14 protein-coding genes and 1 pseudogene are annotated in these 12,699 nt (G+C 57.0%); 3 read left to right on the top strand and 12 right to left on the bottom strand.

Annotation, left to right across the window (positions count from 1 at the left end; all coding sequences use genetic code 11):
- Window positions 1-596: 596 nt before the first annotated feature.
- Window positions 597-1,202 (bottom strand): TetR/AcrR family transcriptional regulator, encoded by a 606-nt coding sequence (locus ACP7E4_RS09715; RefSeq protein WP_426113227.1) that lies wholly within the window; start codon window positions 1,200-1,202, stop codon window positions 597-599.
- A 144-nt stretch (window positions 1,203-1,346) separates the two neighbouring features.
- Here ACP7E4_RS09715 and ACP7E4_RS09710 point away from each other — a divergent pair, with 144 nt between their 5' ends.
- The gene (locus ACP7E4_RS09710; RefSeq protein ID WP_426113229.1) at window positions 1,347-2,255 is read left to right on the top strand and encodes a DUF808 domain-containing protein; all 909 of its coding nucleotides are present in this window, start codon (window positions 1,347-1,349) and stop codon (window positions 2,253-2,255) included.
- Window positions 2,256-2,273: 18 nt separating this feature from the next.
- Window positions 2,274-2,510, top strand: coding sequence for a hypothetical protein (locus tag ACP7E4_RS09705; RefSeq protein ID WP_426113231.1), 237 nt, complete (start codon window positions 2,274-2,276; stop codon window positions 2,508-2,510).
- A gap of 27 nt (window positions 2,511-2,537) precedes the next feature.
- Here ACP7E4_RS09705 and ACP7E4_RS09700 read toward each other — a convergent pair whose 3' ends face one another.
- The 11 genes and pseudogenes from ACP7E4_RS09700 to puuE all read right to left on the bottom strand — a co-directional run bounded on the left by ACP7E4_RS09700 (window position 2,538) and on the right by puuE (window position 11,906).
- On the bottom strand, window positions 2,538-3,311 hold the full coding sequence (locus ACP7E4_RS09700; RefSeq protein ID WP_426113233.1) for a hypothetical protein: 774 nt from the start codon (window positions 3,309-3,311) through the stop codon (window positions 2,538-2,540).
- Window positions 3,312-3,455: 144 nt separating this feature from the next.
- Entirely contained in the window at window positions 3,456-4,232 is a 777-nt protein-coding gene (locus tag ACP7E4_RS09695) for a phosphatase PAP2 family protein (RefSeq protein ID WP_426113584.1), read from the bottom strand.
- A gap of 97 nt (window positions 4,233-4,329) precedes the next feature.
- Window positions 4,330-5,025, bottom strand: a complete 696-nt coding sequence (locus ACP7E4_RS09690) for a histidine phosphatase family protein (RefSeq protein ID WP_426113235.1) — start codon at window positions 5,023-5,025, stop codon at window positions 4,330-4,332.
- A 247-nt stretch (window positions 5,026-5,272) separates the two neighbouring features.
- A complete protein-coding gene (locus tag ACP7E4_RS09685; RefSeq protein ID WP_426113237.1) occupies window positions 5,273-6,058 on the bottom strand; it encodes an outer membrane protein OmpK in 786 nt (261 codons plus the stop codon).
- A gap of 381 nt (window positions 6,059-6,439) precedes the next feature.
- Window positions 6,440-7,036, bottom strand: a pseudogene (locus ACP7E4_RS09680) (solute carrier family 23 protein); the annotation flags it as partial.
- Window positions 7,024-7,107, bottom strand: coding sequence for a hypothetical protein (locus tag ACP7E4_RS09675; protein WP_426224889.1), 84 nt, complete (start codon window positions 7,105-7,107; stop codon window positions 7,024-7,026). The pseudogene ACP7E4_RS09680 and the gene ACP7E4_RS09675, both read right to left, overlap by 13 nt.
- 232 nt (window positions 7,108-7,339) lie before the next feature.
- Window positions 7,340-8,629, bottom strand: coding sequence for a urate hydroxylase PuuD (locus ACP7E4_RS09670; RefSeq protein ID WP_426113241.1), 1,290 nt, complete (start codon window positions 8,627-8,629; stop codon window positions 7,340-7,342).
- Between the two features lie 205 nt (window positions 8,630-8,834).
- Entirely contained in the window at window positions 8,835-9,347 is a 513-nt protein-coding gene (locus tag ACP7E4_RS09665) for an ureidoglycolate lyase (protein ID WP_426113243.1), read from the bottom strand.
- A gap of 52 nt (window positions 9,348-9,399) precedes the next feature.
- A complete protein-coding gene (alc, locus tag ACP7E4_RS09660; protein WP_426113245.1) occupies window positions 9,400-10,395 on the bottom strand; it encodes an allantoicase in 996 nt (331 codons plus the stop codon).
- Window positions 10,396-10,458: 63 nt separating this feature from the next.
- The gene (uraD, locus tag ACP7E4_RS09655) at window positions 10,459-10,974 is read right to left on the bottom strand and encodes a 2-oxo-4-hydroxy-4-carboxy-5-ureidoimidazoline decarboxylase (RefSeq protein WP_426113247.1); all 516 of its coding nucleotides are present in this window, start codon (window positions 10,972-10,974) and stop codon (window positions 10,459-10,461) included.
- Window positions 10,971-11,906 carry an allantoinase PuuE gene (gene puuE, locus ACP7E4_RS09650; protein ID WP_426113249.1) on the bottom strand — a complete coding sequence of 312 codons (936 nt, stop codon included), beginning with the start codon at window positions 11,904-11,906 and terminating at the stop codon, window positions 10,971-10,973. Before puuE ends, uraD begins: the two co-directional genes overlap by 4 nt.
- A 383-nt stretch (window positions 11,907-12,289) precedes the next feature.
- On the opposite strand from puuE, the gene uraH reads away from it, so the two are divergent.
- On the top strand, window positions 12,290-12,643 hold the full coding sequence (gene uraH / locus ACP7E4_RS09645; protein WP_426113251.1) for a hydroxyisourate hydrolase: 354 nt from the start codon (window positions 12,290-12,292) through the stop codon (window positions 12,641-12,643).
- The last annotated feature ends 56 nt before the right edge of the window (window positions 12,644-12,699 follow it).

Genomic DNA, 12,699 nt, shown 5'->3' with positions numbered 1-12,699 from the left:
GGAAAGGAATAGTGAGAGCATCCATTCCGATCGTCCTCTACATACTGTCGGCCCGCGACTGCCAAACGTGAGAGACAGTTCGTAAATTTTTGTAAGGCAAATCCACGTATAGCCAAAGGCTTACACGAAGTCGGGAAGTTCGCTCTATTGCTGCCCACCGCAGAGGCATAACATTGGATCCAACAACCGCAGCCAAGGAAGCGCTACGGGATCAGGGATGATCGACCATTGCCAGGACGGCTACTGACAGGATGTTGGAATGGTCATGCAAAAAACCCGCTTCGGCGGGTTTTTTGTTGTTCGGGTTTTGGCGCGGCTCGTTGGAGATTCTATGTCTGGGGGCAACCGCCAGGCGCCGCAGACGTACTGTCTGAACCGACGCCTTCCCGGCTAAAGCCGGTCCCACTTGTGGGACCGGCTTTAGCCGGGAAGACGGCATTCCAGTAGACGCAAATGCATCGGCTGTACGTCCTGTCGCGAATGGTGCGTAGATCCGTTGGAGGCTTGCCCGCGAAGAACGATAACGCGGTGAATCTGGCGTACCAATGCGCCTGATTCGCGGGCAAGTCGGAACGCCGCCCGCTCGCTCCAACAGGTCAGTCGGGCTCACAACCCTTGAGCACCAGCCGAATAATCGTCTCAGCGGCCGCGTCGTAATCCGCATCGTCGAGCCTGGTTTTGCCGGTGACCGTGGAAATCTGCCAGTCGAAATCCGCGTAGGTCTGCGTCGCGGCCCAGATGGTGAACATCAGGTGATGGGGATCGATCCCGGCGATCTGCCCGCTGTCGATCCAGGCCTGGATGCATTCGATGTTGTGCCGCGCCTGGCCGTTGAGCTGTTCGACCTGCTCCGGCGTCAGGTGCGGCGCGCCGTGCATGATCTCGCTGGCGAATACTTTCGAGGCAAACGGCAGTTCGCGGGAAATACGGATCTTGGAGCGGATGTAGGCGCTGAGCACTTGCGCCGGTACACCTTCACGATTGAAGGGCGTCGAGGCACGCAGGATGGGCTCGATGATGCTTTCGAGCACCTCGCGATAGAGGTTTTCCTTGGATTTGAAGTAGTAATAGACATTGGGTTTGGGCAGACCGGCCTTGGCGGCGATGTCGCTGGTCTTGGTGGCCGCAAATCCCCGGTCGGCGAACTCTTCACTGGCTGCACGCAGGATCAGCTCTTTATTGCGCTCGCGAATACTGCTCATAAACCAGAGGTTTCCTTGCCCGTTCAGCGGAGGCGCATGGTAGCACCGCCCTCACGCGAGCCTCAAGATCGCGGCACTTGCCGGCACGGCTATGGTTCAATAGCGCCAGATTGATTTTCATTGATTGTTTTAAGGATATTGCCTGTGGCTGCTGGAAGCTTGCTGACTCTTCTGGATGACATCGCAACGCTGCTTGACGATGTCGCGCTCGCTACAAAGAAAACCGCCGGTGTGCTGGGCGATGATCTTGCGCTCAACGCGCAGCAAGTCACCGGCGTCAGCGCTGACCGTGAGTTGCCGGTGGTTTGGGCCGTGGCCAAGGGCTCACTGCTTAACAAGGCAATTCTGGTGCCCGCCGCATTGCTGATCAGTGCCTTCGCACCGTGGGGGATTTTGCCGCTGTTGATGATTGGCGGTGCTTTCCTGTGCTTCGAGGGTTTTGAAAAGATCGCGCACAAATGGCTGCACCCCGAAACCGAAGCGCAGCACCAGCAACGCAAGCAAGCGACCGTCGACCAGAATGTCGACATGGTTGCCTTCGAAAAAGACCGCATCAAAGGCGCGATTCGCACCGACTTCATTCTTTCCGCCGAAATTATCGTGCTGGCCTTGGGCGTGGTTTCCACCCGGCCGTTCATGGATCAGGTCGGCGTGCTGGTGATCGTGGCGGTGCTCATCACTGTCGGCGTTTATGGCCTGGTAGCCGGTATCGTCAAGCTTGATGACCTTGGGCTGCATTTGAAGAAAGGCGCCAATGCGGCGCTGCAAGGGCTGGGCAGCGCGTTGCTCTGGCTGGCACCGGTGTTGATGAAGGTGCTGTCCATTGTCGGCACCGCTGCCATGTTCATGGTCGGCGGCGGTATCCTCACCCACGGCCTGCCGTTCGCGCATCACTGGAGCGAAAACCTGACCCAGCGTGCTGCCGAGGCGGTGGGTGGCTTTTCAATGGTTGTCCCGACGGTCATTGACGCCGTCGCGGGGTTGGTAGCGGGCGCACTGCTGGTATTGCTGGTGACCGTTGCCGGGAAAATCTGGAAACGTATCAGGGCCTGAATGGCGAGGTTCGACTCAATGAGTGGTAATAGTCCTTTGTTTTCCAGCGTCGTTGCGTATGCACAACAGTGCGAGCGCCAGTTGGTAGAGATTCTTCATCTGCGACCGAGTCTTGAGCGCAAACAGGTCACGAGCTGGGTCGACGAGCAAAGCCACGCCCGCACCGACCGTGATCCGCTGGAGCTGCTGCGCTCGATCAATTCGAACATTCGCGCGGGTAAACCGTTGCCGTGGGACTTACCGCGGGATTCGTAATATGCCCAGGAATTGACGGCGACAACCTCAGTTATCCTCAACAGCGGCCAGTTGCGGCTGGTTTATTCTCGGGTTCTTCTGGCTGTTGTAGAACGTCGCCAGCACCACCAATGCGACCAGTACTGTCAGTAACACCAGTGACGAGCCTACTGTCCCGAAATCCAGGCCACCTTTTTCAGCGGGTTTGGTCAGCACATCGCCCAGCGTTGCGCCGAAAGGCCGGGTCAGGACGAACGCCACCCAAAACAGCAGCACAGACGAAATTCGGGTGAAGAACTTGAGCGCGACGACCACGGCGATGGCGGTGCCGATCAACAACGCTCCGCCTGCAAAGCCCAGTCCTGAATCGTCTGCCAGGAAGTCACCCAATGCGGTGCCCAGCGTGTTCGAGAACAATATTGCGAACCAGTAAAACAGCTCACCCTTGAGGGTGGTAATGCGGTCAACGGACAGTGATTTTTCACTGAAATACCAAACGGCGAATATCGCCAGCAGAACTGCGATCAGAATGGCCGAACCGGTGGCATAGCCAAGGCCGAGCGTGCGATCCATGAAGTCCGACATGGTTGTACCAGCCGTACTGGTAGAAAGAATCACGATCCAGTAAAGCGCCGGGTGGTAACGTTTGGAGGCCAGTTGTGTGAACAAGGTCGCGACGAAGACGCTGATCAATATCAGCGAACTCATCGCGTAGCCCACATCCAGTGTCATTGACAGCAAATCACCGGCTGTTTCGCCCAATGTGGTGGCACAGATTTTCATGATCCAGAACGCGAGCGTGATCTGCGGAAGTTTATTCATGTTTGAAACTCGAAAGTGGGCCAGCGAATTTATTGTTTGTGGATTACATCGCAAGAGTCGGACATTGCGTCCGACCCTGAATGAATAATGCCAAGTCAAAAGTAAAAAATGAGTCAGCTTTAGATGAAAAATCTCTTGATGCGGTTATTGGTTGTCTGCAGCGAACTTGGTTTGCGCCACTGAGGCCGCCGGAACATCGGCTTTACGCAGCGGTAGTTCCAGCACGCTCTGGCCATAAAAAGCCAGGGCGGTAAAGAATGCCGAGAACCAGACCAGAATACCGGCCCAGAATGTGTGCGACATAAAGTGCCAGCCTTGTAAAACCCGGGTGGTGCCATAAACCATGCCGAGCAATAACGTCCAATAAAGCAGCGCTTTGGCATGCCGCCAGCGATAACGGCGGGCGACGAAGTACAGGGCGAGCATGGTGAAACCACCGGAGGCATGGCCGCCGGGCCAGCAGCGGCCTTCGCCGGCCTCACGCAGCAGGCTGAAGTTTTCGAACCACTCTTTCTTTTCCATCGCGCCGCCATACAGCGTTGTTTCGATCGGGCAGTAAATGCTGGTGTGGCTTTTGAAGTAGTGGATAACACCGGTGGTTATCGCGAAGGAGAAGACCAGGAATAGAAAATCGCGACGGTGCCGCGTGCAGAACTGCAACAGCCTGGCGCCGTGAGTTCTCTCTAGAAAGGCAATCATCCGCCCATGTTTTTCAGCATTGAATCGGGGCCACAGAAAAGACAGCACGGCACCGATAATCGCAGCTTCACCTGTCCAGTTCGGAATGATCCGTGCCCAACGATGAGTGATGTTCTCGAACAATTTGTTGTGTTCCAGCCAGAATGTCTTGGTGTCGGCGTTATACAAGAGATTGCTGATTGCGACGTCCAGTTGCGTCAAGTCGAACACAACAAATACCATCAGTGCCAGGAACAGCGGCAGGCCAATATTGATTAGATAAAACTGATGTTTTGGATTATTCACGCGGCATGTCCCGGCTCGATGTTATTCATGATGGTTACGGGCGTTTGGCAAGTACAGACTTCCAGTCCGGCGCGTCGAGGAAACCCAGGACGTGTGCGGTATGGTCCTGGGGATCCACGGCGACGAACAGCGAGCTACCGTAATCAAGCATTGAGCGCGACGATACCTGTAGCGACCGCTCCAGCTGGTCGATGCATTCGCTGTGAGTCACCAGGATCAAATTACGGTGATCGGCTTTGTGGCGCAGCACATCCTCCAGCATGCTGCGCCGACAGTTGATCAGCCAGTCTTCACCGGCACTTGCCTGATTGAAGGCGAAGGTCGAGGTCTGCCGGGTTCGGGCCAGCGGGCTGCTGAAAATATCGGCATTGGCCAGGCCCAGCGTGCGGAAGGAATTGCCCAGCTCCACTGCCGAGCTCCGACCCTTGCGCGTAATGCCGTCGGCGACATCAAGGCAAGGATTGGTGGAGTGATCGCAGCGCTCGGCATGCCGGACCAGCACCACCAGTTCGCCTTTGGCCCAGCGCGCATACACATCCGCATTGCGCATGTTGCGGCCCTGAGCCAGGTCCACCGGCGCCGGTGCGCGCAGGAACCACATACCGATCAATACCGCCAGGATGGCAAAAGACAGCGTCACCACCAGCGTCTTATACCGCGCTGGAACGCGGGTGCCCGGTTGAGTGCTCGCGCGGCCATGAGCAATGATTCGGCTGAACAGTGATTCCATGATGAGGCGCTATCTATCGTCTGGGGCGGATTATCGATATCGACAGCGTCGTAAAACGGGGGCGTGCTGAAGACCGTAACTGGGCGAGTACTCAGGGACGAGTGACTGCCTTGGCGCCGATCTTAGGGAAGGGGTAGTGAATTAGGGGTCAAAGAGATGTGAAAAAACAATTCACATCCAGCGGCTATCAAGCGACTGCGGCCAAGTGAAATCGGCGAGGGCGCTGATGGCCCTCGCCAGCGTTCGATCAGAAGAACACTTTCACCAGCAAACTGGCCGTATTTTGATTGGTATCGAAGTACTTGGTGTCTTCGATGCCATATTTGTCAGACCAGTAGTCGTACTCGATACCGACATACAGTTGGCGATCCGGCAGGTTCAGCGCTTTGCCCAGGTCGTATTTGATCTGTGGGTTGAAGTGCACGTTGGATTTGTATTCGCCATTGTGATCGGACTTGTTATCCACGACCCAGTCCATGAAACCGTCGATCAGGATATCGGATTTGCCCACGGGAATAGTGTAGGACCACACCGGAGTCACCTGCCAGGCGCCGTAGCCTTGGCGATGGCCGTCGGTATAGCGCTTGTAGAAGTTCAGCTGGAAGTAATCGAAACCAGGGATCTTCAAGTCAAAGCCCGGACCGATCAGGTATGACTCGTTGTCGCCTTCGCCAAACTCATACGTTGCGGCGAGCAATACGTCGGAGATTGGGCCGAATTCGAATTTCTGACCAAAAATCTTGCCCATGGACAAGCGTGGGGAGATCTCGCCGTAATAGGTGTTATCGCCTGAAGTGGCGTCGCCTTTGCCGTTATAAAAAATCTTGTCGATAAACAGGAAGTTGTCGCCGTATTTCCAGCCGTCAGCATGTTCGAAGGTGAAGGTCTGTTGATTTGACGGGTTGACTGCGAAGTCGCGACCGTTCAGATACGTCAGGCTGTTGCTCTGCCATTGCAGAAGATCGCCGGCCATCGTATGTCCGGCGGCCAACAAACTGCCGGCATATACCAGACTGGAAATAGTACGTTTCATGCGTTGTTTCCCCTGTTGATAGGTCTGTTTTTGGCGCTCTGTTTTGGCGCCTTTTATTGCCGGTTAAAACATGTCTGTTTGGTCAGCTTTGAGCTGCGTTGGATACATAGCAAGAGCTGGGCCAATGCCATAAAAAAAGCGCAAAAGTGCAATCGAAAGCTGTCTGGGCTGTCGATTCAAGGCGTTTTTCCCGAAACTCATGCAGTTGACCGCTCGGTCAGCTAGCTGTCCGGTTGGTCAGGATCCAAAGATGTGCGGTTTTGGCGCGGCGGCGGAGAATACTGGCTCTCGCCATCAGGCTCAAGTGCGCTGCGACGGGGCACAGGTGACGATCCTGGGGCACGTCTGCTTGCCAGTTATCGTCCGTGCCGCCGCGTTTGTTCAGTGCGGATGCAGGGCGTCGCTCGATGATTGCCGAGCCGCGCCGCCGAGAACATTGAACAGCAGGTTTAACAGCACCACGCTGAGGGTCGCCATGGCGATGCCGCTATGGGTGATCGGTCCCATCCATTGCGGCAGGTGCGCGAAGAATTCCGGGCGCACCACCGGAATCAGGCCCATGCCGATGCTCACCGCGACCAGTAGCTGGTTGCGCCGGTCGCCGATGTCTGCTTCCTGGAGAATCTTGATCCCGGTCGCCGCCACCATGCCGAACATCGCGATGGCCGCGCCACCCAGTACAGCAGGCGGGATCGATGCCACCAGAAACGCCGCCTTGGGCAGCAGACTCAGGGCGATCAGAAAAGCGCCGGCCACCACCGTGACGGATCGGCAACGCACGCCGGTCATCTGTACCAGACCGATGTTTTGCGCGAATGAGGAGTGGGTGAAAGTATTCAGGAAACCCGCAAGAAACGACGCCGCCGCATCGCAGAGCAGACCGCGTCGCAGCATGGCCGGGGTGACTTCACGGTCGGTGATCTTGCCCAGGGCGAGGAACATGCCGGTGGATTCAACGAAGATGATCACCACAGAAAGGCGATTTCTTCCCGGGACAAGCCGGCGGCCTGACCGATGATCAGCGGCACAGCGATGGCGCCGCCGTACATCAAAAGCACGTGTTGCAGGCCCACCAGGAATAATTGCAGCAGTGGCAGGGGCTGTCTTGGTGGCGCGGCGGGGATGCGCGCGTGAGTGGACTCGGACATGCAACACCTCATTGTTTTTATTTTGGGGTTGTTGTGGGTAGTCGGGAGCAGCTACAAGTCGCAAGCTACAAGCTTCAAGAAGAGCCGTTGTGAACCTCTTCTTGCAGCTAAAAGCTTGAGGCTAGAGGCTGCCTCAATTCGTTTGCGCCCCCTTATCAATCCATTGCCCCAGCAACTCACGTTCCTGTTGGGTCATCTGGGTGATGTTGCCCAGCGGCATGATTTGCGAGACCACGGCCTGGGCCTGGATGCGCGGCGCCAGTTGCTGGATCTGCTGCGGCGTGTCGAACATGATTCCGGCCGGTGCGGTGCTGAACAGCGGGCTGGTGGGCTTGGCCGAATGACACACCGCGCAGCGCTCCTGAATCACGCTGTGTACCTTGTTGAAATCGACACCGGGGCTGGCCTTGGCAACCTCAACCGGTGCCGGAGCAGGTTCCGGCCTGGCTTCGTCATGGCGATAACCGCCAATGGCTGTACCCGGCAGCGGCTGATAGTCGATCTTCGCCGCTTCCGGCGCTCTTGGCATTTGCGCAGGACCGGTCACATAAGCCAGGCACAACATGCCGAGCGCCGCGACGGGCAGGGTCCAGGCGTATTTATGGCTGTTGTGTCGGGTGTTGAAATAGTGACGAACCAGCACCGCCAAAACCGCAATGCCGGCCAGGATCAACCAGTTGTATTGGCTGCCGTAAGTGCTCGGAAAGTGGTTGCTGATCATGATGAACAGCACCGGCAAGGTGAAGTAGTTGTTGTGTCGCGAACGCAGCAGGCCCTTGGCTGGCAGCGATGGGTCCGGCGTGCGGTTCTCGGCGATGGCCGCCACCAGCGCGCGCTGGGCGGGCATGATGATGCGGAACACATTACCGACCATGATCGTGCCGATGATCGCGCCGACATGCAGATAAGCGCCGCGCCCGCTGAACACCTTGCTGAAACCGTAGGCCGCAGCGATCAGCAGCACGAACAGGATAAAACCGAGCAGGGCAGGGCGTTTGCCCAAGGCCGAATCGCAGAGAAAGCTGTACACGAACCAGCCGACGAACAACGAGCCCAAGCCCAGGGCAACGCCTTCAAGGCCGGACAGGCTGCTGCCTGGAGCCAGCAGATACAGGGTCGGATTGGCGTAGAACACCACGCATAACAGCGCGACGCCGGACAGCCAGGTGAAATACGCTTCCCATTTGAACCAGTGCAGATTGTCGGGCATGGCCGGCGGGGCGAGCTTGTATTTTTCCAGGTGATAGATGCCGCCACCATGAATGGCCCACAAATCCCCGGACAAACCGTCACGCGGATTGACCCGGTTGAGGTTGTTCTCCAGCCAGACGAAATAGAAGGACGCGCCGATCCAGGCGATCCCGACAATCATGTGAATCCAGCGCACGCTCAGATTCAGCCATTCCATCAAATGTGCTTCCACGGTTTTTACCTTTTGCCGGATACCACTTATAGGGTATTCAGGCCCTTCTCTTATCGCAGCTGGCGTGAAAACTACTGCGGGCTGGGCACCTTCGGCGCTACGCATGCAATACTGCGTTGAAAACAGGCTCGGACTGCTCATTTAGAAGCCTAAACTCCGCGTCCTCGCCTGTTTTCGCCTTGTCTTGCCTTCGCTCGCTACGTTTTCACGCAACCTGCTGGTGGGGGTCGAGAACCAGCCTCTGGCTCTCAGTGAAGAAATGCTCATCGCAGTTATTGCCAGTTCCACTGCGATCAACCACCAGGAAGTCATCCCGCTTTTCGATCGTCAGCACCGGGTGGTGCCAGACGCCGCGATGGTAATTAACGCCCTGCCTGCCATTGGAAATGAAGGCGCGGGCCAACTCTGATTCAGGTACATCGCCAAGTGGCGCGACCACGATCAGAAAAGGGTTGCCGAGCAGCGGCACGAAGGCCTGGCTGCCCAGCGGATGGCGTTCCAGCATGCACACCGTCAACGGCATCTGCAGCGCTTCGGCGCGGAAAATACTGATGATCGCCTTGTCATCCGGCGTTGCGGTTTCCACTTCGGCCAAACGATGAAAACGCATGGTCGAGCCGTTGTTGATCATGAAGTGATCGCTGCCGTCGGTTTCGATCACATCACCGAAAGGGGCGAAGGCTTCTTTGGTCAACGGCTCGATGGTCAATGTGCGCATGTTGGGTCTTCTGTTGTATTCAGGATTTAAAAACACCACGATCCCGCAAGCGTCATTTCGACACTTTGCCTAATACCCGCAAACGACTCACCCCGCCATCCGGGAACACATTAAGCCGGATGTGAGTGATCGGCCCCAGTGCCTTGATCTGTTCGGCGAACTCATGCTCGGCGTGCATTTGCAGTTTCTGGCTGGGCAGCAATTCGCGCCAGAACAGGCTCTGGGTTTCAATCTGATTGTCGGTGCCGCCTTTGACGAATGCACCCTGGATCGAGCAGCTGTCCGGGTAGTTGCCTTTGAAATGCAGGGTGTCGACGATAACTTTCTCGACTTCCCCGGCATGACCCAGGGCGACGATCACCCAGTCATTGCCCGGCGTGCGACGGCGTGCGGTTTCCCAGCCGTCGCCCATGTTCACGCCCCGGCCTGGATTGAGAATGTTGCTCATGCGCCCGAAGTGCTCGTCGGAACACGCCAAGGCACGGCCGCCGTTGAGCGCCGAAGCCAGATCGACCTGCTCGTTGTCGGCCACCGCCGACCAGTCGCGGAACGGGATGCCATAGACCCGCAAACGCGCGACGCCGCCATCCGGATAGATGTTGAAACGCAGGTGGCTGAATGCCTGGTCATTGCTGATTTCATGGAAGTGATGGCTGTCGCCGTTCAGTTCCACTGCCGAGAGGATTTCCGTCCACTGGGTGTTGTCATCCGGTTCGCCGGAGGCCAGGAAACAGGCTTCCAACGACGCCGAAGGCGGATAGTTGCCGGTGAAGAACGAGGTGTCGATGTCCACGCCTTTGATCGAACCGGCAACACCCAGGCGGATCACCGCGCTGTCGTAACCTTCGAAACGTTTGCGGCGCGATTCCCAGCCGTCCATCCACTTGCCGTTGTCATCGAACACGCCTTCCTTGAACACGGCAGGCGTGGGTTGGAACAGACGGTTGGCGTCAGCGAACCAGTCGTCGGTGACGGAGATGATCTTGGTGCCCAGGCGCGCATCGGCCAGGTTGACGAATTTTTCGAAGGGTACGGCGTAAGCTTTCATTCTTTTTGTCTGCCTTTTTTCAGTCGGTGGCGTGGGAATGGTGGGTCGCAAAGGTGGTAAACATCACAGCGCCTGCAAACGGAACAGGGCGATCTTGTTGATTTCTGCCAGTGCGCATTTGAATTCGGTTTCCACCGGATTGTGAATGCGCGTCTCGAATGCGGCGAGGATCTGATGCCGGTTGCTGCCTTTGACCGCCATGATGAAGGGGAACGCAAACTTCGCTTTATAGGCGTCGTTCAGCTCGGTGAAGCGCTGAAACTCTTCAGCCGTGCATTGGTGGATACCGGCGCCGGCTTGTTCGTGGGTGCTGGCTTCGGTCAGTTGGCCCTGCACGGCGGCTTTGCCGGCAAGGTCCGGGTGAGCATTGATCAGCGCCAGTTGTGCGGCGTGATCAGCACTCAACAGGATGTCGCTCATACGTGCATGCAGCGTCTCGACGTCATCAAGTTCCGCGCCCTGGCTTTTGTCGTAGGCCTGTTCAGCGACCCACGGCGAATGCTCGTAGATGTCGGCGAATGTCTCGACGAAAGCTTCGCGGCTCAAAGTCGAGGGTTTCAGCGTCTTGAAGTGGCTCACAGCGTAGCCTCCGCCTGTGGATTGAACGGGTGTTGCGCGTGCCAGTGGCGGGCGATGTCGACGCGGCGGGTAAACCAGACCTGCTCATGACTTTTTGCATATTCGATGAAGCGCTTGAGTGCAGCAAGGCGGGCAGGGCGGCCGATCAAGCGGCAATGCAAACCGATGGAAAGCATCTTTGGTGCCTCGGCACCTTCGGCGTACAACACGTCGAAAGCGTCTTTCAGGTACTGGAAAAACTGCTCGCCATTGTTGAAACCCTGCACCTGGGTGAAGCGCATGTCATTGGTATCCAGGGTGTACGGAATCACCAGATGCGCCTTGCCGGTGGGATTGTTCGGCTCCCAATAGGGCAGGTCGTCGTCATAGGTGTCGCAGTCGTAAAGAAAACCGCCTTCTTCCATCACCAGCCGCCGCGTGTTCGGGCCGGTGCGGCCGGTGTACCAGCCCAGCGGACGTTCGCCGCTGATCTCGGTGAGAATGCGGATCGCTTCGAGCATGTGCTCGCGTTCCTGCGCCTCGTCCATGTACTGATAGTCGATCCAGCGATAACCATGGCTGCAGATTTCATGGCCGGCGGCGACCATGGCGCGGATGACCTCCGGATGCCGTTGCGCGGCCATGGCCACGGCAAAAATCGTCAGCGGGAGATCAAACTCCTTGAACAACTTGAGAATGCGCCACACACCGGCACGACTGCCGTATTCGTAGAGCGATTCCATGCTCATGTTGCGCTCGCCCTGCAGCGGTTGCGCGGAGACCATTTCCGACAGAAAGGCTTCGGACTCCTTGTCGCCATGCAGGATATTGCGCTCGCCACCTTCCTCGTAATTGAGCACGAAGGACAAGGCAATGCGCGCGTTGCCCGGCCAGTGTGGATGGGGCGGGTTGCTGCCGTAGCCGATCAGGTCGCGTGGGTAGTCAGCGCTCACTGCAGTCTTCCTCGTGTCTGTGTGTCGTGTCTCGCAAGAGGCAATGGTTTTGCCTGCCTTCACTGCGGCGTTGAGATTGTATACAACTTTGTTTGCAACTTGTAACTCTGTTTTTTCACCCTTCTGATGAAACGTAACGCTGCAAGAAACTTGCCTGAGTGGTCAGGTTCCACTGAAAAACCTCAACAATATCCTCAATTCCCGATAAACCGGGGAGACTCTATGGCATCTGAATTTCCTGAGGCAGAAGGTGCTTTTAATTGTGTACAACTTTTTATAAAAGTGTCTTAATCGTGCATCGCCCGCTTTTTTTGCGGCGCTGGGCAGCACCGTTTTGAGGCGAGCCCAGACATTTGATTCTTTTGAGGAGGCGCAGACGAGCAATGGGAAGATTGACGACGCACGTACTGGACGCTGCACACGGCTGCCCCGGCAGCGCGATCAAGGTCGAGCTGTACCGGGTTGAGGGCGAGCGCCTTGATCGGATTGCCAGCACCGTGACCAACAGCGATGGCCGTTGCGACGGCCCTTTGTTACAGGGCGATGATTACCGTTCGGGTGTGTATCAGCTGCAATTTCATGCAGGTGATTACTACCGTGCGCGCGGCACTGCATTGCCGGATCCGGCCTTTCTGGATGTGGTGGTGTTGCGCTTCGGCATTGACGCGGGTCAGGAGCACTATCACGTGCCGCTGCTAATCTCGCCCTACAGCTATTCGACCTATCGCGGCAGCTAGCGCGTCGCGACAGGTTCAACATTTACCTTGCCCGCCCACACTGCGGGCTTTTTTTG

Origin of the sequence: Pseudomonas sp. DSP3-2-3 (assembly GCF_049898225.1) — a bacterium.
GTDB lineage: Bacteria > Pseudomonadota > Gammaproteobacteria > Pseudomonadales > Pseudomonadaceae > Aquipseudomonas.
The sequence above is the reverse complement of the archived record's forward strand: the minus strand, read 5'-3'. Positions and strand labels throughout refer to the sequence as shown.